The 25,288-nt window shown below is 39.7% G+C and carries 24 protein-coding genes and 1 tRNA gene; 8 read left to right on the top strand and 17 right to left on the bottom strand.

What is annotated here, in order from left to right; translation table 11 throughout:
* Window positions 1–638 precede the first annotated feature (638 nt).
* The 3 genes from OQX64_RS09175 to OQX64_RS09185 are packed head-to-tail and all read left to right on the top strand — an operon-like array spanning window position 639 to window position 2,334.
* Window positions 639–1,454 (top strand): putative phage abortive infection protein, encoded by an 816-nt coding sequence (locus tag OQX64_RS09175; RefSeq protein WP_265818545.1) that lies wholly within the window; start codon window positions 639–641, stop codon window positions 1,452–1,454.
* A 13-nt stretch (window positions 1,455–1,467) separates the two neighbouring features.
* Window positions 1,468–1,707 carry a recombinase family protein gene (locus tag OQX64_RS09180; RefSeq protein WP_265818546.1) on the top strand — a complete coding sequence of 80 codons (240 nt, stop codon included), beginning with the start codon at window positions 1,468–1,470 and terminating at the stop codon, window positions 1,705–1,707.
* Window positions 1,708–1,719: 12 nt separating this feature from the next.
* The gene (locus OQX64_RS09185) at window positions 1,720–2,334 is read left to right on the top strand and encodes a hypothetical protein (protein ID WP_265818547.1); all 615 of its coding nucleotides are present in this window, start codon (window positions 1,720–1,722) and stop codon (window positions 2,332–2,334) included.
* Window positions 2,335–2,513: 179 nt separating this feature from the next.
* On the opposite strand, the gene OQX64_RS09190 is transcribed toward OQX64_RS09185, so the two are convergent.
* Window positions 2,514–2,750 carry a GIY-YIG nuclease family protein gene (locus tag OQX64_RS09190; RefSeq protein WP_265818548.1) on the bottom strand — a complete coding sequence of 79 codons (237 nt, stop codon included), beginning with the start codon at window positions 2,748–2,750 and terminating at the stop codon, window positions 2,514–2,516.
* Between the two features lie 37 nt (window positions 2,751–2,787).
* Window positions 2,788–2,871 (bottom strand) — tRNA-Leu (locus OQX64_RS09195).
* A 400-nt stretch (window positions 2,872–3,271) separates the two neighbouring features.
* On the opposite strand from OQX64_RS09195, the gene OQX64_RS09200 reads away from it, so the two are divergent.
* A complete protein-coding gene (locus OQX64_RS09200; RefSeq protein WP_265818549.1) occupies window positions 3,272–3,910 on the top strand; it encodes a DUF6266 family protein in 639 nt (212 codons plus the stop codon).
* A gap of 34 nt (window positions 3,911–3,944) precedes the next feature.
* Here the strand turns inward: OQX64_RS09200 and OQX64_RS09205 are convergent, their stop codons facing one another.
* The 5 genes from OQX64_RS09205 to OQX64_RS09225 all read right to left on the bottom strand — a co-directional run bounded on the left by OQX64_RS09205 (window position 3,945) and on the right by OQX64_RS09225 (window position 10,021).
* On the bottom strand, window positions 3,945–4,709 hold the full coding sequence (locus tag OQX64_RS09205) for an MBL fold metallo-hydrolase (RefSeq protein ID WP_088302798.1): 765 nt from the start codon (window positions 4,707–4,709) through the stop codon (window positions 3,945–3,947).
* 49 nt (window positions 4,710–4,758) lie between these two features.
* Window positions 4,759–5,031, bottom strand: a complete 273-nt coding sequence (locus tag OQX64_RS09210) for a hypothetical protein (RefSeq protein WP_088302797.1) — start codon at window positions 5,029–5,031, stop codon at window positions 4,759–4,761.
* Between the two features lie 509 nt (window positions 5,032–5,540).
* Complete coding sequence (locus OQX64_RS09215; RefSeq protein WP_088302796.1) at window positions 5,541–6,443, bottom strand: right-handed parallel beta-helix repeat-containing protein; 903 nt, start codon at window positions 6,441–6,443, stop codon at window positions 5,541–5,543.
* A 269-nt stretch (window positions 6,444–6,712) separates the two neighbouring features.
* Window positions 6,713–7,363 carry a LolA family protein gene (locus OQX64_RS09220; protein ID WP_265818550.1) on the bottom strand — a complete coding sequence of 217 codons (651 nt, stop codon included), beginning with the start codon at window positions 7,361–7,363 and terminating at the stop codon, window positions 6,713–6,715.
* Window positions 7,364–7,423: 60 nt separating this feature from the next.
* A complete protein-coding gene (locus OQX64_RS09225) occupies window positions 7,424–10,021 on the bottom strand; it encodes an FtsK/SpoIIIE family DNA translocase (protein ID WP_265818551.1) in 2,598 nt (865 codons plus the stop codon).
* Window positions 10,022–10,360: 339 nt separating this feature from the next.
* On the opposite strand from OQX64_RS09225, the gene OQX64_RS09230 reads away from it, so the two are divergent.
* On the top strand, window positions 10,361–11,014 hold the full coding sequence (locus OQX64_RS09230; protein ID WP_088302793.1) for an ankyrin repeat domain-containing protein: 654 nt from the start codon (window positions 10,361–10,363) through the stop codon (window positions 11,012–11,014).
* Between the two features lie 42 nt (window positions 11,015–11,056).
* Here OQX64_RS09230 and OQX64_RS09235 read toward each other — a convergent pair whose 3' ends face one another.
* The 5 genes from OQX64_RS09235 to pyrF all read right to left on the bottom strand — a co-directional run bounded on the left by OQX64_RS09235 (window position 11,057) and on the right by pyrF (window position 15,312).
* The gene (locus OQX64_RS09235) at window positions 11,057–11,275 is read right to left on the bottom strand and encodes a PspC domain-containing protein (protein WP_010601800.1); all 219 of its coding nucleotides are present in this window, start codon (window positions 11,273–11,275) and stop codon (window positions 11,057–11,059) included.
* A 129-nt stretch (window positions 11,276–11,404) separates the two neighbouring features.
* Window positions 11,405–11,620 carry a hypothetical protein gene (locus OQX64_RS09240; protein WP_265818552.1) on the bottom strand — a complete coding sequence of 72 codons (216 nt, stop codon included), beginning with the start codon at window positions 11,618–11,620 and terminating at the stop codon, window positions 11,405–11,407.
* Between the two features lie 379 nt (window positions 11,621–11,999).
* Complete coding sequence (locus OQX64_RS09245; RefSeq protein ID WP_265818553.1) at window positions 12,000–13,304, bottom strand: DUF2851 family protein; 1,305 nt, start codon at window positions 13,302–13,304, stop codon at window positions 12,000–12,002.
* 122 nt (window positions 13,305–13,426) lie between these two features.
* Complete coding sequence (locus OQX64_RS09250) at window positions 13,427–14,338, bottom strand: DMT family transporter (RefSeq protein ID WP_265818554.1); 912 nt, start codon at window positions 14,336–14,338, stop codon at window positions 13,427–13,429.
* Between the two features lie 143 nt (window positions 14,339–14,481).
* On the bottom strand, window positions 14,482–15,312 hold the full coding sequence (gene pyrF / locus OQX64_RS09255; protein ID WP_265818555.1) for an orotidine-5'-phosphate decarboxylase: 831 nt from the start codon (window positions 15,310–15,312) through the stop codon (window positions 14,482–14,484).
* A gap of 420 nt (window positions 15,313–15,732) precedes the next feature.
* Between pyrF and rho the strand changes: the two genes are divergently transcribed.
* Window positions 15,733–17,454, top strand: coding sequence for a transcription termination factor Rho (gene rho / locus OQX64_RS09260; protein ID WP_088302789.1), 1,722 nt, complete (start codon window positions 15,733–15,735; stop codon window positions 17,452–17,454).
* Between the two features lie 65 nt (window positions 17,455–17,519).
* On the top strand, window positions 17,520–18,212 hold the full coding sequence (pssA, locus tag OQX64_RS09265) for a CDP-diacylglycerol--serine O-phosphatidyltransferase (protein WP_265818556.1): 693 nt from the start codon (window positions 17,520–17,522) through the stop codon (window positions 18,210–18,212).
* 34 nt (window positions 18,213–18,246) lie between these two features.
* Here pssA and OQX64_RS09270 read toward each other — a convergent pair whose 3' ends face one another.
* Window positions 18,247–18,618 carry an Hpt domain-containing protein gene (locus OQX64_RS09270; protein ID WP_088302788.1) on the bottom strand — a complete coding sequence of 124 codons (372 nt, stop codon included), beginning with the start codon at window positions 18,616–18,618 and terminating at the stop codon, window positions 18,247–18,249.
* Window positions 18,619–18,634: 16 nt separating this feature from the next.
* Window positions 18,635–19,141, bottom strand: a complete 507-nt coding sequence (gene folK, locus OQX64_RS09275) for a 2-amino-4-hydroxy-6-hydroxymethyldihydropteridine diphosphokinase (protein ID WP_265818557.1) — start codon at window positions 19,139–19,141, stop codon at window positions 18,635–18,637.
* 38 nt (window positions 19,142–19,179) lie between these two features.
* Between folK and sppA the strand changes: the two genes are divergently transcribed.
* Window positions 19,180–20,946 carry a signal peptide peptidase SppA gene (gene sppA / locus OQX64_RS09280; protein ID WP_265818558.1) on the top strand — a complete coding sequence of 589 codons (1,767 nt, stop codon included), beginning with the start codon at window positions 19,180–19,182 and terminating at the stop codon, window positions 20,944–20,946.
* Between the two features lie 78 nt (window positions 20,947–21,024).
* Here sppA and OQX64_RS09285 read toward each other — a convergent pair whose 3' ends face one another.
* The 3 genes from OQX64_RS09285 to OQX64_RS09295 form a co-directional block, all read right to left on the bottom strand.
* Entirely contained in the window at window positions 21,025–22,785 is a 1,761-nt protein-coding gene (locus OQX64_RS09285; protein ID WP_265818559.1) for an ABC transporter ATP-binding protein, read from the bottom strand.
* Window positions 22,769–24,505 carry an ABC transporter ATP-binding protein gene (locus OQX64_RS09290; RefSeq protein WP_265818560.1) on the bottom strand — a complete coding sequence of 579 codons (1,737 nt, stop codon included), beginning with the start codon at window positions 24,503–24,505 and terminating at the stop codon, window positions 22,769–22,771. The genes OQX64_RS09285 and OQX64_RS09290 overlap by 17 nt, the downstream gene beginning before the upstream one ends.
* 150 nt (window positions 24,506–24,655) lie before the next feature.
* Window positions 24,656–25,255, bottom strand: coding sequence for an LURP-one-related/scramblase family protein (locus OQX64_RS09295; protein ID WP_265818561.1), 600 nt, complete (start codon window positions 25,253–25,255; stop codon window positions 24,656–24,658).
* Window positions 25,256–25,288: the final 33 nt, after the last annotated feature.

A 25,288-nucleotide genomic window follows, 5' to 3' on the forward strand; every position in this document is an offset into this window, starting at 1 on the left:
AAACTAAATTATCTGCAACAGACCTTATTGTAAGTTACAATAATTAGAAAATCGAAATGGAAAAGGGACTTAATGAGCTCATTAGAAATACAAGCAGGATCAGCGAGACGATTAACAGGCAGTAAAGCAGATATGGTGCTTTCCCCGAAATGATCAGCAGCCACGGGGAGATGATTGTGTGTGTGAGAAAATCAACCCTGCCGGTTCCATTTTGAAAGCAGCAAATCTTGGCATTGTGCGCTCCCCAAAATTTAGACCAGTTAAATTATAATTTTTGACCGATTTGAGCCCCTGAGCCTCATTCTTATCTCAATTGAATAATGTAGCAAGTTCATACAAAGTGTCAAATTAACGAACTGAAGGTGTTTTCGGCAGAACTACATACAACATTTTTTTTGCTATATTTCAAATATCTTGGAAGGACTGAAACCTGCATGTTCCCTTCTTCCTACATAGCCTAATTGATTGGTAAGCATCGTTGTCTGGTTTATTTTAAAAGTAGGGATATTTTCATGATGATGTCCGTATATCCAATAAGCTGGTTTATGTTTCCCAATCAATTCACTTAATTCTACTGCAAACGCTTCGTTTAGTATACTTCCAACAAATTTTGTAGGATAATTGCTTAGTGTAGGAACATGATGAGTGATGACAATTTTGTTTTGTCCTGTTTGATAGGATATTTTTTTGATGACAGAACCGAAGAGAATCTATATAAATTTGACTATCTCTCCAAATTACGAGCAAACCTAACGCTCATTGAACGAAAGATTGACCTCAAAAAGTTTGCAAAAATCGACATCCTTTATCTCATCATATTTTTTGGTGTCGGCAAAGAAGGTCAAACAACAATTAAAAGTCTGATTGACAAAAAGTACGATACCAATTGTGTTGATAAACTGCTTAAAACCGCTGCTATAAAGCCTGAAAGAGGGTCTATATATTATAGCAAGTGGAGGGACAATCAAAAATCAAACGACCTCTCAGAATTAAACTGCGAACTAATTAAAGCGCATAATGGAGAAGAATCCAACATCAATAAAAAAAATGGGTGGCTCGTTCAAAGATCAACCTACACCCCATTTATACCCTATTACCCAAATGACTTTGAGAAATATTATGGTGGTCATCAATTCAGATTAGGTCATTATTTTAGGCATTTTTTCCGTACGATATCCTTCATTAATGATAATCTTGAATTATCCTCGGAAGAACAATATGGCTATATCAAACACTTGAGGGGTCAATTCTCAACAAATGAACAGATTTTGATTTTTCTAAATAGTCTTTCGCAACTAGGTAGGGTTTGGGAATTGGAGGATAAGAAATCGAGTGGACCAATAATAAGATGGAAGCAATTAATTTTTGACTATATGCTCATCCAAACAAAGCGTTGTAGTCGCCCGCATTTTCGTGAATACATATTAGGCGTTCCCCCCTTATATTATCTATAAGAGCGCAAAGGAAATGGGATTTAAGCATACCGGAAGCAACGCCATCTTCGACATTCTGAAAAACCCCTTACACGCCGGCCTCATCAGGGTTCCTGCTTACAAAAAACTACCCGAAAAATTGGTAAAAGGTATTCATGAAGCCATCGTTTCGGAAACCGACTTTCACCTCGTACAAAAAATGCTCAGTCAAAAAAGACGCATGCAGATCAGAACAGACGAAGACTTCCCAATGAGAGGAGTACTGAAATGCTGATGTGGCACCAAAATGATCGCAGGCTGGACAAAAGGCTGCATGCAGTACTATCTCTATTACAGATGCATTGACCATACCAACGTCAATATACCAGGACCACGATTGCACGAAGAATTTGCAAAGCTTCTAGTCGGACTCTCTTTTCAGGAACAACAAATCAGTTTCTTAATTGATGCATCCAAAAAACTTGCTGAAAAACCTATGAAAGAAAGACGAAAACTACTGGAAGAAAAAGTCCAGCAGATTATTGCCATCGATCAGAAGATCTTCTTACTTGAACAAAGGTACATGAACAGCGACATTGAAACCTTCAAATATAAGACCTGGTTTCAGAAATATAAAGTAGATAAAGCGGTCCTAGAATCCGAACTCAACTTAAATAAAGAGAAAAAAGGAACAGTGGAATCAATACTCGAGAAAGTTCTACCATCTCTTCGGAATGTATATGATATCTATGATAAAGGAAAAATCTTTCAAAAGCACTCCATTGTACGCGCCTTGTTCAAAGAGAATCTTGCTTACGGTAGGGGTTCATTTAGAACTAATTACATCCATCCAGCCTTTAACGCTAACGCACTGGAAATGAAAGCGAAAGGTCTGCTTTTTTTTTTACGAGCAAGCCTTTGAAAATTCCAACAATAGTCTTGTTAGTACCCAAGAGGAGATCCGATAGCTATCGGATCGAACTCCCAAATCCATACTGGCGCCAGCCTCTCAAGGTGGTGCGTCTACCACCACGATAGATATAGGGGGTCGCCTTTAACGATATCGCTCAATAAGTTTAGCTACCACTTCAGGATATTGCTTTAATTTTTAATATAAATTACACTTTTCATTTTTTTAATATGCAGTTCAATCTGTCTGGCTTGCTGGTATGCCAAATCATTGATATGAAGAAAAAGTTCCCAGTCAGTAGCTTTGCTCGTAAAACTATCAGGATAAACACCTTGTAAATGCTCATCTAGTCGTTGGGATAAATCCAGGCAACTACCAGTATAATAACGGTTCAATTTTTTGGAGAAAAGAATATAAACTGACGCCATATAACAAGAAAGAGTTTGGTAAAAACCAAACTCTTTGTACCCAAGAGGAGATTCGAACTCCCACACCCATACAGGCGCCAGCCCCTCAAGCTGGTGCGTCTACCAATTTCGCCACCTGGGTATTTACTACTTAATCATTCCCAAAGGCGTCTACCATCCCGATAGCTATCGGGACCGCCCACCTGGGTTTGAAGTTTGCAAATATATAAATTAACCATAGCGCTTTGCAACATTCATCAAATATTTTTTGAACTGAAATTCAGGATAGCTAATCTTAACATGGTCAACCAGATACAGTAACACGACTCCCTATGGTAAACTTATTTCAGTATGGGACACCGAATAAGGTAGATATAACAGCGTAACTGTTTTGACGGACTTTCGACGCATTTAAGTCGGGGTTTCGTCGGACTTCTGACAATTGTACCCGAATAAAGGCCGGCGTAAATCAGGAGTAAATACAACTTATTGGTTTATTAATCAGCAATTTGCTATATTGTATTACATAAACTAATGCCATCATGGGAAAAATAGAAAACGGAATTAACGGCGGCTTCACCGGGCCGGTGGGCGCCGTGACGGGTTATTACCTGAACGGGAAATGGGTGATCAGGAGTAAACGCAGAAAATCCATCAAAAACAAAACCGGTACTGCTGATCAAAAAGTCTGCAGATCCCGTTTTACAACAATGCAGACCTTCTTGAGCCCTATAGTTGGTTTTATCCGGATTGGTTTTAACCTGGAGTCGAAAAGACGCGGTATGACCGCCCATAATGTGGCGAAATCCTATAACATGCTGAATGCCCAAAATGCCACCGGCGAAATCGACTATGCCGCTGTGCGTTTAAGTTTTGGAAACCTCAGCGGTGTGGAGGGGGTTAAACTGGAACACGACGATGCGGGTGTACATTTCAGCTGGACGGATAATGCTAACGGCGATTATACCAGGCAACATGACCAGGTGATGTTAATGGTTTATGATGTGGACAACAAAACGGCCATCTATGAAACAAGCGGCGCCAGACGGTCAAAAGAAAGGGAAAGCCTGGAAATTCCGTCCTTTTATAAAGGAAATACATTTCACACCTGGATGGCTTTCATTGCAGACGATAGAATGGAGATATCTGCGAGTACGTATTGCGGCAGTTTCATTTTTTGATCACAAATGACTGAAGCTTTTACGTTAGATAACGCTAACATTCGAAATTCAGCCCGTCATAAGCCAGCCTGATATGCGCTGGTAAATCTTTTTCTACCTCCGCATGTAAGCCTAAATTATGGCTGATATGGGTCAGGTACGTCGTTTCTGCCCCAACCTTTTCTGCAAAGGCAATGGCCTCATCCAAAGTAAAATGTGAAATATGGGGTTCTTTCTGCAAAGCATTAATGACCAATATTTTTGTTCCTTTTATTTTTTCAAAACTCTGTTCTGATATGGTTTTAGCATCGGTGATGTATGTAAAGTCGCCAATCCGGTAGCCTGTAATCGGCAATAAATGGTGCATTACTTCAAGTGGAATGATGGTCGTTTCGCCAATTTTAAAATCTTCTCCATTGGTAACGGTATGCAGGTTAATTTGCGGCAAACCATGGTATTTGGTTTCCGCAAAAATATAATAGAACTCCCTTTTTAAAGCCGTTTGAACCCTTTCGGTGGCATAAACATCTATTACCTTTTGCAACAGGTAATTAAACGGCCTGATATCGTCTAAACCTGCAATGTGATCCTTATGTTCATGTGTAAACAATACCGCATCCAGATCCTTTACCTGCGCACGAAGAAGCTGATACCGGAAATCAGGCCCGCTATCCACTACAATGGTTTTATCTCCGGTTTCTATTAAAACAGAAGTCCTTAAACGGTTATTTTTCCGATCATCAGAGCGGCAAACTTCGCAATCACAGGCAATTACCGGAACGCCCTGTGAAGTGCCGGTACCTAAGAAAGTAACCTTCATTGTATATGACCTTCCTTTCTTAACATGTCATCTGCTGTCTTTATCTGTATCAAAATAACTCCGTTTGCTGTAGTGTATGAAAAAATTGCCGTTGTTTTTCATCCAACAGATGTACATCAGGACTGGTTTGCTTAATCAGGGCAACCAGGGCTGCGATTTTCCCTTCCAGGTTTGAAAACTTATTGACCACGATAATCCTGTTATGCTCCAACAGGCAAGAACCGGTTTTAAAGTTTCCTTTTTCATAACGAACCTTAAAACCCATCGCTAAAAGCAATTGCTCTAATTTTTCTAATGAATGATTGGTTAAAGGCAACGACATTAGAACAAACTTAGAGAAATCTGTGGAGCATTCATAAATACATGATGAAAATTTTATCAATCACCATGTTCATTTATAAAATAAAAATATCCAGAAAATTGGGGTTCTATTAACAATCGATCATGAAAGCCCTATCATTTTATCAATGGCATATGCTAAAATTGACGTCATCCCGACCGGAGCAATGCGCAGTGGAGCGATCCTTGGACTGGATTAAAAGATCTCTCCGCTACGGTCGGGATGATGATTGATTGTAAACCTGTCATCCAGATCCTCGACACTTATTGTCTCTTAAAAGCACCAGGCCACCTAAACCCGACAGCAGCTGCAGCGCCCGATTCTTCATCGGGCCTATAGCGAATGGCGGGACTGCTGCAACCTAAGCATTACGGCTATTGCTTTTCAAAAAAGCAGTACATAATCTATGATACATATAAAAAAACCTGACTGTAATAAAACAAAAAAGGTTCAGCTGTTTCCAACTGAACCTTTTATCGGTATAAGTGATCTTAATTAATTCGGTTAAAAAGCCCTTTTACATTACCAGAGCCACCGCTGCCTGTGGTTGTAATGTGGCCAGCATTTCCATTTCCATCATAACCGCTTCCTTTGTTATTGCTGGCAGTGCAATTGGTCACCGTATGCGCAACATTTTGCCCGGCACTGCCCAGCTTGAAGCCATTTCCGTCACCATTGGTACCATAACCATTATTGGTGGCCGTACAATTGTTCATGACAACCGTATAAGGTTGTCCATATAAATCCCAGCCATCATCAGAATTGTGGTAGGCATTACAGGCGTTAAACTGATTACCCGCTCCGGCAGATAACTTACAGGCATAACCATCTGCATTTTCACCACCATTCGCCACGTCATAATTATCGTATGAAGTGGAATTATTAATGCTGTTATGGTGACCGCCGTTATAAATCTGAAGTCCGGAATCTTTGTTTCCATAGGTTGTTACCTTATTGACATAATTGTAGCCCCCGGTTTGGAAAACAATCCCGCAGTCAGGTGCGTTTCTGATCGTCATATTGGTAATATTCCAGTAACTTCCATTTACTTTTACACCCCAGTTGGCACCGGAAATACGGGAACAATCCAATATGCCACCGGTAAAATTAATTTTAGAACCGGATGTACCACTTTTAAGTAACTGCAGGGTGCTGGTGAGATAGATGGTACCACTTACCGTGATCACATCGCCCGGTTGGGCATTTGATATGGCAGTTTTTAAAGCTGCTTCAGTAGTTACTGTAGCACTTACAGCCGCAGCTGCCAATCCCAATTTGTTTGGCTGAACGATGGATTGACCATCTGCAACTTCAGCCGTTGTAGTGTTGTCTTTCTTGCATCCGAACAATGCAATAGCCATCCCGAGTACGAGAATACCTGAGTTTTTTTTCATGATATAGAATTATATTTGGTTATTAATTGTGATGAAATTAATAATTAAACTACAATAATGTATCATAAATCATATATATCTATGCAATCGTTCCCGTAACTAAAAAAGAACTTAAATTACAAAACTGGATATCCAATGGATACGCATGACTTGTAATTAAATAGGAAGTAAAAGGTATATCAAAGAAAAAGCGATCTAACCAGGGAATATCCTGATTAAATCGCTTATCATATATTTAGCGCTGAAACAAGCGCCGTCTGCTAAAGTTGTTACCGCAAATCAACCACTTCCACACCAGGATATTTCTTGGCATCAAAGGCAAAAGTCGTTTCCGGTACATTCACATTGGGCGAGAAAGTTTTCACGTTATACGTGTATTTATTTCCATTCTTATCAAACAACACCACATTTGCAATCTGTTTGGCAGCCTTATCAATACTTAAGCGAACCTTAAAGATTGATTTTTTGGTATCAACCGGTGTTAAATCAATCATCTGATAGGTTTTCGTACCAGCCTTTTCTTCCCCGGTATAAACATATTTAAAACCTTTCTCATAAACGGTAAAGATTTTAGCCGGATTAATGGCATCACCACTGTTATCTACGTTACTCACCTGAACTTCTTTGTCTTTTTTAAGATAAGTCCACTGGCTTTTACCATCACTGAATAATTCCTGATTGGTCATGGCCACCTTATACTTATTGGAGTTGGCCTTAACATACAAGGTACCTTGCTGTGTTTCCTTCACCTTTGCTTTGGGGTTATCCAATGTGAAAGAAAAATCTGTTTTAACTACATTGTACGACTTATATTTTTTACTTACTTCTGCTAAAATTGCTTTAGCCCTGGCATCAGTCTGGGCATAAGTTGATGTGGTAAAGGCAACAACCACCATGACTGCTGAAATTAATTTCTTCATTTTTGTGCTTTTAAATTTTCTTGTGAAAGGTCAGAGTAGATTTTTTACGATTGGTTTAATCTAATCTTTGCTATTCATCTCATTCAAGAATTGTTCCAAAGAATATTCATCCGGATATAAAACTTCACGTGCCTTACTGCCTTCAAAAGGACCGACAATACCGGCAGCTTCCAGTTGATCAATGATCCGGCCGGCACGGTTATAGCCCAGTTTCAGTTTACGCTGAATAAGGGAGGTAGAACCTTGCTGGTGCATCACAATCAGCCTTGCAGCATCCTCAAAAAACTTATCCCGCTCATTCGGATCAAAATCTGCCTTACTGCCTTCACCAGCTTCATCGATATATTCAGGCAGTTGATACGCATCAGCATAACCACGCTGATTGCCGATAAATTCAGAAATCCGATCCACCTCTGGTGTATCCACAAATGCACATTGTAGGCGGATTAAGTCGCTTCCGGTAGATAAGAGCATATCTCCCCTGCCGATCAGCTGGTCGGCACCACCACTATCCAAAATGGTACGCGAATCAATTTTAGATAAAACCCTGAAGGCTAACCTGGCCGGGAAGTTGGCTTTGATGGTTCCGGTAATGATATTTACAGACGGACGCTGTGTCGCCAATACCAAGTGAATCCCGATGGCCCGTGCCAGCTGTGCCAAACGGGCAATGGGCGCCTCCACTTCTTTACCAGCGGTCATCATTAAATCGGCGAACTCATCCACCACCAATACAATAAAAGGTAAAAAGCGGTGCCCGTTGTTTGGATTTAACTTCCGTTTGATGAATTTATCATTGTATTCCTTCAGGTTTCTGACCTGTGCATCTTTCAATAGATCATAGCGCTGATCCATCTCGATACAAAGTGAATTCAGGGTGTTTACCACCTTTTTGGTGTCGGTAATAATCGCATCTGCTTCTCCCGGTAGCTTGGCCAGGAAATGGCGTTCAATTCTGTTAAATAAGGTTAACTCTACTTTTTTCGGATCAACCAGTACAAATTTTAACTGTGCAGGATGTTTTTTAAACAACAGCGAAACCAATATGGAGTTAATCCCTACTGACTTACCCTGCCCTGTTGCCCCGGCAACCAATAAGTGGGGCATTTTGGCTAAATCAGCAATAAAAACTTCATTACTGATCGTTTTACCGAGTGCAATCGGTAGATCCATCGTATTGGATGTCCATTTTTCGGTGTTCAGAATACTGCGCATCGGCACCATTTCCGGATGTTGATTCGGTACTTCAATACCAATGGTTCCTTTTCCGGGCATGGGTGCAATAATCCGGATCCCTAATGCCGCTAAAGAGAGTGCAATATCATCTTCCAGGTTTTTGATCTTTGAAATCCGGACACCAGGTGCCGGGATAATTTCATAGAGCGTAACCGTTGGACCAATGGTTGCCTTAATCTTATCAATTTCAATGTTATAATGATTAAGGGTTTCTACAATCTTGTTTTTATTGGCTTCCAGTTCTTCGGCATTAACTGAAATCTTATTGGTACCATAATTTTCCAGTAAATCTACCGTAGGGTATTTATAGCCAGACAAATCCAGCTTTTCATCGTAATTACCAAACTGTTCAACCAGGTCATCAGATTTTTTATCTTCTTCTGTTTTTTCTATGGTAAAAACAGGTTCTTTTTCTTCTTCAATTACAGGCTCAACTGTTAGGGGCATGGATTCAGCCACCGAAGTGGCAATGGGTAAATTGGTGGCCATTGGCGATAACACCACTGGTGCAATTACCGCATCTTCTACTTCTTTTTGTTCAAACCGGCTGGGCTGTAAAACCACGTTCTGCTGCTTTCTTTCATTTCCTGTTCCCGATTTATCCCGAACAGGAAATTCGATTGGTGCAGAGCGTTCATCTTCTTCTCTTTTGTTGGCAAATTTCTCGCGCACCTCATTTACAAAATCAGGCGTTTCATTGTCGAGATAAACTTCCTTTTCTTTACGTTCGGGAAATTTAAAATCAATGTTATAGGCAATGATCAGAATGGATAAGCCTGCAAAGGCAATTAAACCGGCAACCCCGGCGGCACCAATCTGCGCAGCCAGTAGTTTGTTGCTCCAGTAGCCAAACTCACCTTCTACATAATGTGGCGATTCTGCCCAGAAGCCATGTGCAAAACCTAAGGTTAGGGAAATGAACAACAGAAAGAAAAAACTATACCCCAGTGTTTTAGAAATGGAAAGGATTTTGACTTTAAATAATAAGCGGTAGCCGATAATAAAAAACGCCAGTACAAATAAAAAGGAGGCAATGCCGAACCACTCATAAATAAACTGATGCGATAACAGCGCACCGAACTTACCCAGCCAGTTCTGAACAACAGGCGTAGTCACACCGGCATCTTTCAACTCCTCTGCTGTCTTGAATAAATTCCCCCAGCCGCCGTTGGCGTCGATTACATAACTCTGATCGTCCTGCCAGGTAAATAAATAGGACGTAAAAGCGATTAAGAAATATAAGGAAAGGATGACAAAAAACAGGCCTGCAATTTTCACAGCACGGCCATCCTGCAAGTCGAAGCTTGGCAGATACTCTCTTTTTCCTTTAGGCTGGCGATTAAAAGATGACCTGCCTGATGCATTTTCAGCACCTTTATCTCTGAATGTATTGGTTTTAAACTGGTTTCCCCTTACCGCCATTTTCTATCCTAATAATGATTAACGAACAAATATAAATATATAGTTGTATCTATCATGATTTAAAATATCCACTACATAAAAGAATGATCAGCAGTTAAACCTTTAGCTCAAAATCATGTCTATGATTTAACAGCACACAGTTGTACGTTTTGTCAAATGAAACGGATTTGTTTTAGGTTTTACCCCCGTTTGGCCAGGAGTGGCGAAACGGGGTTTTTATTTAAAAGCCATACCAGATAGTCTTTTTGTCAGAAAAAAATACGGCAAAAAGTTTCAAAAATTAAATAATTATTAATTTTTCACTACTTTAAGTCAGTTTTTACAAAAGATTAATTCTACATGAGCATAGCGAAACTTGAAGAACAGATAACGCTGGGAAACTTTCAGGCAGTTAAAGATATTTTGATCGAAAACCCGGCATTGGCCAATACCAACACATCACATCAGATTTCTCCCTTATTATTGGCCTGCTATTACAAAAAGCAGCAAATTGTCGATTTGATTGTGGAATTTACAGCTGATTTAAACTTATTTGAGGCTTGTGCGGCAGGTAAATTTGATACGGCAACATTACTCGTTTTCCAAAATCCGGAGCATATCAATACCTGGTCTGATGATGGATTTACACCACTGGGTTTGGCCTGTTATTTCGGCCATGAAGATTTGGCGCGGTTTCTTATACTCAAGGGTGCAGATGTAAACATTCCCTCTAAAAATGGCTTTAATGTCTTTCCGATCCACTCTGCTGTGGCCTCAAATCATGTAAACCTGACTAAAATGCTTCTGGATGCAGGTGCCTATCCTAATGTTTGCCAAAAAGCTGGTTTAGCCCCATTACATACGGCAGCACAGCTGGGCAATATCGCGTTGATCATTCTCCTGCTGGAACATGGTGCTGAAGTAGGTTTAAGAATGGAAGGCGGAAAACTACCCGCAGATTTAGCTGCTGAAAAGGGTTTTCATGAAATTGCCGAGATATTAAGAGAAGATTAGTTTTCTGTATGGTAAATCGTCAGCTGTACATGTCCAACCGATCTACTCCCAGATTCTCAACCGCATTTTTTTCATGTAAGTCCTGATGTCCAGCACCACTGCGGCCAGAAAGTAAAACAATATGGGGAAGCCAACCGCCAGAAATGACGAATAGATAAAAAATAAACGAACCTTAGCCGTACTCATGTTTAACTTATTGGCAAGATAAGTTGACACGCCGAAACTTTGCTGTTCAAAATAGGTGATGATTCTCTGAAACATTTTAAGCTTATTTTAAATCCAACGCAATAGAAAAATAAATCAAGCAAAATAATAATGCCAATTGAATACTAATTTAGGTATAATATTTAGATAAAAATGCATGAATTAAATATGATACCGATAAAGAAGTTAATCCAGCACCAGTTTATCAAAATCCTGCCTGTTCTCGTGTTTTATAAAAAGGATCTGCTGCTCATCTAAATGTGCAAATTTCTTTTTCAATTCATTCTTAAACTTTTCAATATCCACCGCTGCATGCAATATAACAGTTAAAGCATCGGCATTACCTCTTACCTCGATAATTTTATCCGGATAATGCTCTCTAAGTTCGTGTGGGAATTCCATAATCATAAAACCTTTCTAACGCCATAAAGTTTGATCTCGGTGTTTTAATTTTTTTTTATGGTATATGCCATGGGTAATCATTTTAAAAAAGTTAAAGCCCTACTTTGGTAAGGCTTTAACTGTTAACCCGCATCCATCCAAATGCCTGGTTTTAGTTTTAAAATCATACAGCATACCCTGACTGCTTGGTTTTTGTTAATCTAAATCGTCCCATTGATTTAATTATAACTACCACTAAGATAACAGATTAATAAATGCGCAAACGATCTTATTTGATAAAAGGGTAATTATACCCTTCAGTAATAAGGTTTATGCTGACTAAAAAAAAGTATTTTTACGGTACACTCATATTTAACCGATGCCGGGATGTTGTTCATCATCAGGTATGATGAATGTTATTCAGATCAGGCTTTAATATGCTGATGCCTATGCCACACCGTAAGCATTTCTTCTGATCACAATATTGCTTTTTTAGCTGTAAAACGGCCTGAGAGGCAAAGGCTTTTTCAATGCTCACCCCCGCCCCGGTAAACTTTTCTGTAATGGCATTCTTTTCTGCCGGCAAACTTTCCAGCAGGCAAATTGCCCTGTCGATATAGTCCTGCATTCCAATATGCTTTCCATAAGCAAATAAGAATAGCGCAACAGTGTTTAATAAAATATTTTCGATAGATTTTTTACCGATCTGCGTATTTACACCTGCCGCTTTTTTATGAAAATGATAATGTTCCTCCCAATAAGGATTAACCGGCAGTTTTTCGAAAAGCCGGCCTAATTCACCAATATCTTTTATGGCTATAATTTTTGAAAAGAGATGGTTAGACTTTGAAATTAATGCAGCAAACTGTGCTAAACGAAGTGTAGGAAAATTCTGAGGCCTCATCCTCATAAATTTCCAATTAGACATTTCTATGGGTTTAATCTTATATTTTTTCTGAAGAAAAAGAAATTCCGCTTTAAGTTTGCGCGGGTATTCTTCTTCAGCATGATGGTTTAAAAAACCTGCAGCACCATAAACCAAAGCTTCAACCTGAAAGGGATTATCTTTGTGTTTCCTGTAAATTGATGAAGGAATGGCTTTTGCCAGAAACTCAAAAGGTAAAGCATTCACCTTAAAACCGAAATTCCTGGCCATGAACTGATAAAAAATTTCATCCCAGTTGCCCTTGGCCTCCTCCAGACTTTTAAACAGTAGCTCCGTTTTTTCCTCAAACCTTTCCGTTAAAGTCCTGGAAAGGAAAGAATCGATAATCACACGATTCACTGATGCAATCTGCGCGGCACATGGAAAATCATTTAGGTTAAGAAAAAGATTTTCATATTTCTCCAGCAGCTCCCTTGCTATTCTATTTTTTAAGATGAGTACAGGTATCACCGATCCATCCATCCGGTTGATTTCTACATCGTGTTCATATACCACGTGCAGAATTACATTCTCATAAGCCTTGTCGTTTTGATGGCGGTGCTTTAGCCAATCAGACGATTTAAGGTGGATTTCTACATTTCCGGCCCATAGCGTTTCAGCAATCTGAATTTTTGCCTGGCTAAAATCAGGACCTGCATCTTTATTCAGAAATCCATGATGGATAATTTGAAGTGTTTGCGCGTCAGCAGTTCTTAAATCAACATGATCAAATGATTTGAATTGCCAGACATAATGCAGGAAATCTTCAGAAAAGTTCATTGACTGAAGATAAAAAATATTCCTTTAAGTTTTATATCATTTCATTCGTCATCCTGAATTTATTTCAGGGTGTTCTGGTAAAAGATGCTGAAAATACATTCAGCATGACGAAAGTAATTCATCTACAGCGGCTTGAATTGTGCTTTCTTCTTATAATTGGTAATAAAAACCCCTGCAATAATCAGTATTGTAGCCACAATCAAATCTACACCAACTTCCTCATTCAGCATCAGCCATCCTAAAAATATCGCGATCACGGTATTGAAATACGTAAGGATGGAGACCTCTGATGCGGTCACTTTTTTCAGCGCATAATGGTAACAGAAAAAGGCCAGTACAGAACCAAATATGGCCAGGTAAACCGCTGCAAAAATACTTTCTGTTTTCCAGGTACTTACTTCAGCCTGGCCTGAAAAAATGAACGCCAGACACCACTGAACGAGTGCTGAAAAAACGAATTGGTAAAATAAATTTAAAAAGATATACTGTGGCTTGCCACTGTGTTTTTTAGAGTAAATGGTGCCTATTGTCCAGCCGGTAACGGCTAAAACCAGGGCAATGATGCCGCTCCGGTAACCTGGTTCCATCAAATCGGTAATTCCATCCCTAAAAATAAACACAACACCTAAAAAGCCAATAAAAACACCGGTAAAGCCTTTCAGGCTTGGTTTTTGAATTCCCAGAAAAACACAACCCAGAAATACCATCAATGGTGAAGTGGCATTAATTAAAGATGTTAAACCACTTGGAATGGTTTTTTCAGCTACTGTGGTTAACCCGTTTGCAATAACCACCATTAAAATGGAAAGTATAATCTGCCTTTTAAAAGCCGACCAGCCAATCCACTTGAGTTCTTTTTGTCTAATCAGTATCAACAGAATAATCAGTGAAGCAATGCTTTGGCGGATGGCGGTGACGTACCAGGCTGGAATTGAAGATACGGCAATGCGGATCCCCAGATAGGTAGTTCCCCAAATCAGGGCTACACCTGTTAAGGCCAGTATAAGTTTTAAATCTAATGGGGGTTTCATCATGTGGAAATCAGCCGTAAAGGATGTGCTGCTTTACGTAAAAAAAAATGTTATTACTGGAAACACGGCATATACAAAAAGCAAATCACTTTTCGTGTATGGGTAGCTCATCAAAACTAACCTGTGAAAAATCTGAAAATATTTGGCTAAATTAAACCGGCCCCGATTAAAATCTGCTCCATTTCTTTCTGCAGCTTCAATGCCTCTGCCCTTGCCTTTTCAGCAAAATCTTCGCCATTTCCGGCGTAGATAATGCCCCGGGATGAGTTCACTAACAAGCCACATTGTGCATTTAATCCATATTGGCAAACTTCCTTTAAATCACCGCCCTGTGCACCTATACCGGGAACCAATAAAAAATGATCAGGTGCCAGTTTCCGGATATCAGCAAAGGCAGCACCACGTGTGGCCCCTACTACGTACATCATCTGTTCATCGGTAGCCCATTGCTGAGCGGTTTTTAATACTTTTTCAAAAAGCCTGTCGGTTCCGGTTTCCTGTAACTGAAAATCAGCATGCCCGATATTGGATGTTAAAGCCAGTAAGATCACCCATTTATTTTGAAATGTTAAAAAAGGTGTAACCGAATCACTTCCCATATAGGGTGCCACTGTAACAGAATCGAAACTCATTTCTGAAGATTTTTCATTAAAAAAAGTTTCTGCATACATGGCCGAAGTGTTGCCGATATCGCCACGCTTGGCATCTGCAATACTGAAAATATCTTTAGGCATGTATTTCCAGGTTTCAATTAAATTCTCCCAGCCTTTCTTCCCGTAACACTCATAAAAAGCTGTGTTTGGTTTATATGCTACACACAAATCTTTTGTGGCATCAATAATCTGCTTATTGAATTCCAAAATCGGATTTTCATATTTTAATAAGTGCTGGGGAATTTTATCCAGAGAAGAATCCAGCCCAACACATAAAAAAGAACGTTTTTTCTGTATCTGCCCGAAAAGTTGTTGCTTGGTCATATATGTGCTTATTTGCTGCAAATATGATGTTTTTTAAGATTTTTAGACGATTAAAATATTTTCACATTCATTATTTTATAAACATTTTAAACTTTTTCTTGCGGATTACGTTTCAAATACATACAATTGCATCATAATTTCTCAACCGTTTATCTGAATATCCCAGAAAAAATTATCAAAACTTGTTTTTTGTTACCATTTTTTGAAAACGATTCATCGTTTTTTATTCAGCATGTAAACAATTATGAAACCATTTTGAGGCTTCAAGTTAATCACTCATTTTTGGTTTTATAGCCTAAGAATTTATACGCATGAAATGTCTGGCTTTTTAAAACTAACATATTTTAGCCCTGACAGATTTATAACCGGAAACATCCGTTATAAAAAAATGAAAAATTTCTTGAAACATATATATTCAGAATGTTTAGCAAAACAGAATTAAATGATAAGCTCACACCAGAATTACGTGAGCTTGCAAAATCTTATGGCATTGAAGGTGCCGATTCCTTAAGAAAGATAGACCTTGTTGAAGTACTTCTGCATCAGCAGGAAATTATAAATGCCGCCAAAACAGGTACCGATCCTTATAGTGAACCAGCAGTTGCAGAAGCCAGTGTAGCAGCACCTGCTGTAACCAAAACCAAAGCAGTTAAAGCTGAAAAGACTCCAAAGATTGCTACAGCAGCAGCCAGTGCGACGGATAAGCCTGTGAAGAAAAGAGCAAGATTAAGTAAAGATGAATCCGTTACACCTGTTGAAAGAAAAAGGGAATCGGTTACCTTATTTGATGAGCCGCAGCACCAGCAAAGAGCAGAAAAACAACCCGACAGAATTGCAGAGCAGGAAGAAAGTGTTAAACCCATTTCTGCCCTGATTGAAGAAAGTGCGGAAGTATTACCTGTTCAGAAACAAAAGCAAGAGCCACGGGAAAAACAAGAAAAACCACAGCGCGAAGATAACCGCCAGCAGAAACAACCCGGAGGCGGCAACCACCATAAAAACGAAAACAGTTATTCTAATTTAGATTTTGATAACGTGATCACAAATGAAGGTGTTTTAGAAATTATGCCTGATGGTTACGGTTTCTTACGTTCTGCGGATTATAACTACTTAACCTCTCCTGATGATATTTATGTATCACAGTCGCAAATCAAACTTTTCGGCCTAAAAACCGGCGATACCGTTAAGGGCAGTATCCGTCCGCCAAAAGAAGGCGAAAAATATTTCCCTTTGGTTCGTGTGGAGACCATCAATGGCAGAATTCCTGCCGAAGTAAGGGATCGTGTACCTTTCGATTATTTAACCCCCTTATTTCCAACAGAAAAATTAAATTTATTTACGGACAACAGTAATTATTCTACCCGTATTATGGATTTATTTACACCAATTGGAAAAGGACAGCGTGGTTTGATTGTAGCGCAACCTAAAACCGGTAAAACCAATTTACTGAAAGAAGTGGCAAATGCCATCGCTAAAAACCACCCTGAAGTTTATTTAATTATTTTATTAATTGACGAACGTCCGGAAGAGGTAACAGATATGGCCCGCAGTGTGCGTGCCGAAGTAATTGCTTCTACTTTTGATGAGCCAGCTGAGCGCCATGTAAAAATTGCCAATATCGTTTTAGAGAAATCCAAGCGCTTGGTAGAAAGCGGACATGATGTGGTCATTTTACTGGATTCGATTACCCGTTTGGCCAGGGCTTACAATACCACTGCTCCGGCTTCGGGTAAAATTTTATCCGGTGGTGTGGATGCCAATGCCCTGCACAAACCAAAACGTTTCTTTGGAGCGGCCCGTAATATCGAAAATGGTGGTTCATTAACCATTTTGGCAACTGCATTAACGGATACAGGTTCTAAAATGGATGAAGTGATTTTCGAAGAATTTAAAGGAACGGGTAACATGGAGTTACAGTTAGACCGTAAATTATCGAACAAACGCATCTTCCCGGCAATTGATATTACCGCATCAAGCACCCGCCGTGATGATTTATTATTGGATAGAGATATTCTGCAACGTGTATGGATTTTACGTAACCACCTGGCAGACATGAACAGCCAGGAGGCGATGGAATTTGTACAGGCACAGATAAAAGGCACTAAAAGCAACGAAGAATTCCTAATTTCGATGAATAGCTAAATAAGTTTGGCGTTTGGGGTTTGGCGTAATGCGTTTCAAACCCCATGCGCTTAGCGCATAACCCCATGCTAAAAAAAAATATCCCCAATGCAATCACCTGTGCAAACCTTTTTTCAGGTTGCATCGGAATTGTTTTTGCATTTAAAGGCGACTTAAAAATTGCCGCGTATTTTGTTATTCTTTCCGGAATTTTTGATTTTTTTGATGGAATGGTGGCTCGTTTATTAAATGTAAAGTCGGCCATTGGCAAAGACCTGGATTCCCTGGCAGATATGGTCAGCTTTGGATTTTTACCAGGGGTAATCATGTTTAACTTATTGCAATTAAGCGATTACACTTCTGCATACCTTCCATACCTGGGCTTTTTGATTACCATTTTTTCTGCTTTAAGATTGGCAAAATTTAATAACGATGAAAGGCAAACGGAAGATTTCATCGGACTAAATACACCAATGAATACTTTATTTATCTGCTCGCTACCATATATTTACGATGATTACCCCAGTGTAATCGGATCAACCATCCTGCTTATATCCATTACAGCAATCACCAGTTTCTTACTGATCAGCGAGATTAAGATATTCTCTTTAAAATTCAGTGATCTAAGCTGGGCAAAAAACAAAATTAAATTCATTTTTCTGATCCTCTCGGCTGCTTTAATAGCCGTATTACAATTCGCCGCCATTCCTTTTGTACTGGTATTGTATATTGCCTTATCTGTTTTGCATTTTAAACATGTTGCGGAAAAGATCAGTTAACAGCTGAATAATAAATGCTTAAAGACACCCAGGGTCAGTTGAGGGGTTGAATATCTTTCTTAACCGAATCCAGCTGTGAATAGATGATCTGTACGATTATTTTCAGCCGTTCTATAGCAGCAGGAATTTGGTTCACATCATGATTCCGGGCCTTCAGTTCAATTTCCTCTACAAAATCCTTTATATCATTGCGGCCGATATAACTAAATGTCGGTTTCAGTTTATGAGCACATCTGCTTACTTCATCCCAGTTTTTCAGGGCCAGAGCATCATCCATTTCTGCCAGATAGATCGGGGTTTGTTGAATAAATGTATCGAAAATCTCGATCATAAATTCAGGATGATGTCCCACCATTCCAACGAGGTATGATAAATCTAAAGGATGATGATCATCGATATTTTGCATAAAGCAAAACTAATCATTACAATTTCCTAATTTCCAAAACATCCGTAATATTTTCATAGATATTCTGAACCGTTTGCCCTAAAACGGGATGAACAACTTCGGGTGCAATTTCGGCCAGCGGTGTCATGACGAACTTCCGTTCCTGCATGTGGGGATGTGGTACATGAAGTAGATTTTGAATATCAATCACTGCATCACCAAACAGGATCAGGTCGATATCAATCAACCGTTCACCCCATTTTTCTTTACGCACCCTTCCAAGAGATTGTTCAATATGAAGTGCTTTTTGCAATACCTCCAAGGCTGTAAAACCAGTTTTTACCGCAACCGCCTGATTTAAAAAAGCAGGCTGATTTTCCTTACCCCATGCCGCCGTCTCGTAAATGGAGGAAACCGATACGACATCGCCAATTTCCAGCCCAATTAAAGAAATGGCCCGACTTAAATTATCCTCCCTGTTCCCTAAATTTCCACCGAGTAACAAATAAGCAATCGTATACTCTAAAGCCGTATTAACCGTCATGTATTTTTATATCTTTACGCCACAAAACTAACATTTAAATGAAAGATTTTTTCAAGTATCTCTTTGCCTCCATGCTGGGTTTTTTCCTTTCTGTGGTGATTATATTTATTATCGTAATTGTGATTATTTTCGGTGCCATTTCATCATTGGATGATGATAAATCGGTTACAGTATCGAATAATTCCATTCTGTTTTTAAACCTTGACCAGCCCATCACCGAGCGGACGCCTAAAAATCCTTTTGGCAACCTCCCGATAGTGGGCAGTGCAGAAAAGGATGGAATTGGATTAAACGACTTGTTGAAATCAATAAAAAAGGCCAAAACAGATGATAATATTAAATGCATCTACCTAAACGTGAGCAGCCCGAATGCGGGTTTTGCAACCATGCGCGAGGTGAGGAATGCATTAATTGATTTTAAAAAATCGCATAAAAAAATCATCTCATACAGTGAAGTGTATACGCAAGGTGCTTATTACCTGGCATCAGTAGCAGATAAAATTTATTTAAATCCGGAAGGTGCGCTGGAATTTAAAGGATTCAGTTCTGAACTTACTTTTTTTAAGGGCACGTTGGAAAAGGCTGGCGTAGAGATGCAGGTAATTAGAGTGGGTAACTATAAAAGTGCTGTTGAACCCTTTATTTTAGATAAAATGAGTGATTATAACCGCCAGCAGGTTACGGCTTATGTGGGTGGCTTATACAATACTTTTTTAACTGATATTGCCAAAAGCAGAAATATGGAACGTGATAGCTTGTTTTCCATTGCTGATCAATACAAAATTCAACAACCTCAGGATGCTTTAAACTATAAAATGATTGATGGCCTGAAATACAAAGATCAGATCCTGGAGGAACTTAAGGGCATTTCAGGCAGAACCAAAGGTGAAAATATCCGATCGGTTGCAATCAATGATTATGCAAAGAACAACAGCGATGCGGGCAGCAGCAAAAACAAAGTCGCTGTTATTTATGCCAACGGAGAAATTAGCGGTGGTGAAGGCAATGATAATCAAATTGGTTCTGAACGCATATCCAGAGCCATCAGAAAGGCACGTTTGGATGATGACATCAAAGCGGTGGTGATTCGTGTAAACTCTCCTGGCGGAAGTGCACTGGCTTCGGATGTGATCTGGCGGGAAATTGTACTGACTAAAAAAGAGAAACCTGTTATTGCCTCCTTTGGTGATGTAGCTGCTTCTGGCGGATATTATATCGGCTGTGCAGCTGACAGTATATTTGTTCAGCCCAATACCATTACGGGTTCAATCGGTGTCTTTGGAATCATTCCGAATTTTCAAAACCTGATGACCAATAAACTGGGAATTACTTTTGACGGGGTTAAAACCGGTCAGTATGCTGATATCATGGCAACCAACAGGCCAATGACTGCTGGCGAGAGATTTATTATTCAGAATGAACTAAACCGGGTTTACAGCGGCTTTGTAAGCCGTGTAGCCGATGGCAGAAAGAAAAGCAAAGCTTATATCGACAGCATTGGCGGTGGACATGTGTGGATTGGTACGGATGCCGTTCAGATTGGCCTGGCAGATCGTATCGGCAGCTATAATGATGCCATTAACGCTGCTGCGAAGAAAGCTAAAATAAAAGATTTTAAAGTGGTGGAATACCCTGATGTGATTGATCCCCTTAAATCTTTAATGGATGAAAGTACAGATAAAATCAAAACATACTACACCAAACAAGAGCTGGGCGATCATTACATGCTTTACCAGCAAATGAAAAAGGTAATGGCCAGTTCCGGCATTCAGGCCAGGATGCCTTTTGAAGCAGTTATCAGATAATTCCTTTTGATACACTGGCTGGTAAATTGCCAACCAGTGTATCAGTTTCCAGATATGGGGTGAAACCAAACTTGTATGCTAACTCACCCGCTTCCCTTTTGTCAGCATGTTTAATGCATCATTCAAAGTTCCGGCTTGTTGCACCTCTCCTTCATTCACGAAATAAATTTCATCAGCATTTTCAATGGTGTTTAACCGGTGGGCAATGATGACTAAGGTGGTTTCCTTTGATAGTTTATTTAAGATACTACTCAGTAATTGTTCTGTAATGGTATCAATATTTGCAGTTGCTTCATCTAAAATCAGTAATTCAGGGTTTCGGAGCACAGCCCGCATAAATGCAATGAGTTGCTTCTGACCTAAACTAATGCTGTCTGACCCTGAAGCAATTTTAGTACTGATACCTTCATCAAAAATTGCCAGCAATGCATTTAAATTCGCTTGTTCGATAATCCTGGTGAGTTCATCATCGCTCACATCTTTATACTGGCTGTTCCCATAAAGGATATTATCTTTAACCGTCCCGGTAAACAAAAAGGGTTCTTGTAAAATAAAGCCAATTTTCTGCGTGCGCTCTTCTGCACTGAAAGACCGGATATCCTTTCCGTTTAATAAAACAGTTCCTTTTGTAGCGTCGTATAAACGTGAAATCAATGACGCCGTAGTGGTTTTACCGCCGCCTGTTGGCCCGATGAGGGCGTAGGTTTTCCCTTTTTCAAACTTCAGGTTGATGTGATGCAGAATTTCTTTTGAATCATCGTAAGAGAAGTGAACATCCTTAAATTCGATCAGGGCATCCGAAGTAACGGTCTCCTCATTTTTGATTACCTGCAGGTTGTTCTCCAGTAATAAAATTTTAGAAATACGATCCCAACTGGCCATAGCTACCTGAAAACTGGTCCATAATGCAGCCAATTGCCTCAGCGGATTATAAAAATTGGTACAATAAGATAAATAACTCACCAGAAAACCTAAAGAAAACTGGCCTGTAGAAATGAGGTGTATACCGAAAAGCAAAACGATTAATTGTGCGATACTGGAAAGCAGCCCGTAAACCGGAACAAAAATATTATTGGCCAGGCCTGCACCAATGGCGGTTTTGTAGTTTTCTTGGTTGGCCTCATCAAAACGTCGCCTAAAATAATCTCGTCGGTTGAAAGCTATAATCACCTTAAAATTATTCAGGCTTTCCTGAACCTCAGCACTTAGTCCGCCTACGCTTTTCAGGTTTTTAGCATTTTTACGCTTTATCCAGGGCGATAACACCATGGTAAAAACGACAATGGCAATGGCTGGTGAAAGGGCGGCGGCACCAAGTTCCAAATTAATAGATAACAAGAACACACCTGCACCAATCATGGTTACAATACTCCCGATAAACTGCATCAGCGATTGAGAAAAAAACTGATTCAGCTTGTCTGTATCACTGTTCACCCTTGAAATTAAATCACCGGCCTTATTCTGGTTGAAAAATGAAACCGGCAATTCCTGCAACTTATTAAAAATGGCATTTCTAAGGGTATATAACATTCTTTGGCCGATACCTCCCATCAGTTTGGTTTGGATATATCCGGTAACCATGGCAATTAAGTACATGCCCAAAAGAATGCCGCCAAAAACCAGCACACCATGAAACTGCTTGGTTCTGATATAAGCATCAATGGTATGCCCCACCAAAAGTGGCCCCAGTAAAAGTAATCCCGAATTAATAAGGATAGCGATTAAGGCCAGTATAAGATTCTTTCGTTCCGCAGAGATGAATTTCAGCAATCTTTTAAGCGCCTGGTAGGTAGATTGCTTTTCCTGCTCTTCGTTGAGCTGGTTAAGATTGTAATTCATAATTGCTTGTGCTCTGTTGTGAATTGTAAATTTGAACATATTCAGGGCTGTGCTGAATCAATTCCTGATGTGTTCCGGTAGCAATAACCTCCCCCTGCATCAATAAAATCACCTGATCGTAATTTTCAACTGCGGCAATTTTCTGTGTCACGGAGATCAGGGTTATACCTGGATAATGCTGCTGGATATTTTCAAGAATCCGCTTTTCGGTATTGGCATCTACCCTGGCGGTAAAATCATCCAGCAACAAAATTTTAGGGTTTACGGCCAATGCCCTGGCCAGCATGATGCGTTGCTTCTGTCCACCCGAAAGGCTGTTTCCACGTTCAGAAACAATGGTATCCAGTTTTTCAGGTAAGGCATCAATAAAATCCTTTAGTTCTGCGGTTTGAATGGCCATCGCCAGAGATTCGTCAGTAACCGTATTGCTAAAGGCGATATTCTCACGAATGCTCATGTTAAAAATAATACTGTCCTGAAAAACAAAGCCAACCTGCTGGTGAAAATTCTCCTGTTTATAGCTTTTGATTTCCTGATGATCATAAAGAATTTCACCGGTCTGGGGTTCGATCAATCCGGTCAAAATATAAAGCAGTTGCGTTTTTCCGGCAGCCGTAGGACCAATAATGGCTGTTCTGGAGCCTGCCTTTGCAGCAAAAGAAACCTGTTTTAAAATGGGTTTCTGACCAAAGTTTAATTCAATATTCCGGGCTTCAACATAACCGGTTAGTACATTGGTTAGGGTACCGGGATGCTTTACTTCAGGTGCATGTAGTACACTTTCAATGCGTTGATAGGAAGCAGTAGCCTGGGCAATGACATTACTCATAAAACCGATCACCAAAATCGGAAATATAATCAGTGCCAGGTAACTGTTAAACGCCGCAAATTCACCAAGCGTCATGGTACCTGTGATCACAAAATGGCCTCCAAGTACAAGAATTGTAAGGCCGGAAAGGTTCGAAATAAAAACAATGATGGGAATCAGCCCTGCAAATAAACGGAGAATGGATAGGCCAAGATCACGTGCTTTGGCATTGGCATCTAAAAACTTCTGGTATTCAAGCTGTTGGGAATTGATCACACGAATCAGCGCTGACCCCAGAATACTCTCGCTGATTACTTTATTCAGCCAGTCGATCACTTCGCGACTTTTGATAAAGAGCACCCTCACTTTTTTCAATACCAGGTAAAATGCAATCCCTATGATTGGTACAATAGCAATTACACAAAGGGCAAGTTTCCAATTGATCATGAGGAGCAAAATGCTCGCCCCAACAATTAAAAATATTGACGATGCGATTGACACAATCGCCTGCGACACAAACATTTTAATGGAATCTGCATCTGAAGTTAAGTTGGTGAGTAATTTAGACGGATTGGCTTCGATAACGTAAGCGTGGCTCTGACGAGAAATCTGATCAGAAAGTTTTGACCTTAAATCTCTGGCTACCCGTTCTGATGCATAGGTTTGAACAATACTCTGCAAATAGGTAAAGATAAAAACCAATACGATGGCAATGGCAAACTGAAACAAAACCGAATCCAGATTAAATGTTTTGCTGGTATATGAATCGATGCCATGGGCAATAATTTTTGGCAGCAATAAGTTAATGCCGTTACTTAGCAGGGCAAATAAAATAAGTAAAAAGATTAAGCCTTTATAGGATGCCAGTAAACTAAAAACGCTTGGTTTTTTAGCTTCTTTGGGTTTTGTCATGTAGTTCATTAAATAGTGGACAGATCAAATTTAACCCAATTATTTGATACTGCCGGCAATAAAATATTAAAATATAAAAGGCGAACGATTAATGAAGTGGCTGAGGAATATCCGGATGCTACAAATTAACCATTCACCTTTTAAAATTGATTAGCTTTCTTTTAAAACCATATCAATGGTAATGGCTGTACATACGATGGCCACTTTCTGGTCGCTTTCTGCATAACCAGGATCTATCGATACATTATATTTATCGGCTGTGGTGAACACCTCTTTTAATGCACCCGCCCATTTCTTACTAATCTTACCAACCTCGGCGCCAGTATTATTGGTGATGTTAAAATTCCAGGCCTTCCAATCGCCGGTTATTTTGGCAATTTCCGTTCCTGATACAGGGTTTGATATGGTGAATGTTGGTTTAAACAGTTTGAACTTCTGCTTGATAATGCCCACTTCAACACCCATCGGATCAGTTACGATAATTTTCGACATCCAGAAAGTCCAGCCCCGGCTGATGGTGGCCTGCAACTGACCGTTTACATCCGTAATCTCCAGTTTAAAAGGCATCATCCGTTTATCAACCAGTAAGGTTAAAGCCTTCTGCCAGCCACTTATACGCTGTTTAATGACCCCGATCTGCGTACCCTGATCATTGTAAACCTTATACTCAGTTGCAAACTTCAGGAAGTTCACTTTTTCATCAATAAAATACTCGTCGCTCAAAAAAAAATCTGGAATCTGCTTATTCATATGGTAAAAATAGATTAAATGAGCAGCTAAATT

It is taken from the genome of Pedobacter sp. GR22-10 (assembly GCF_026239715.1).
Classification (GTDB): Bacteria; Bacteroidota; Bacteroidia; order Sphingobacteriales; family Sphingobacteriaceae; genus Pedobacter.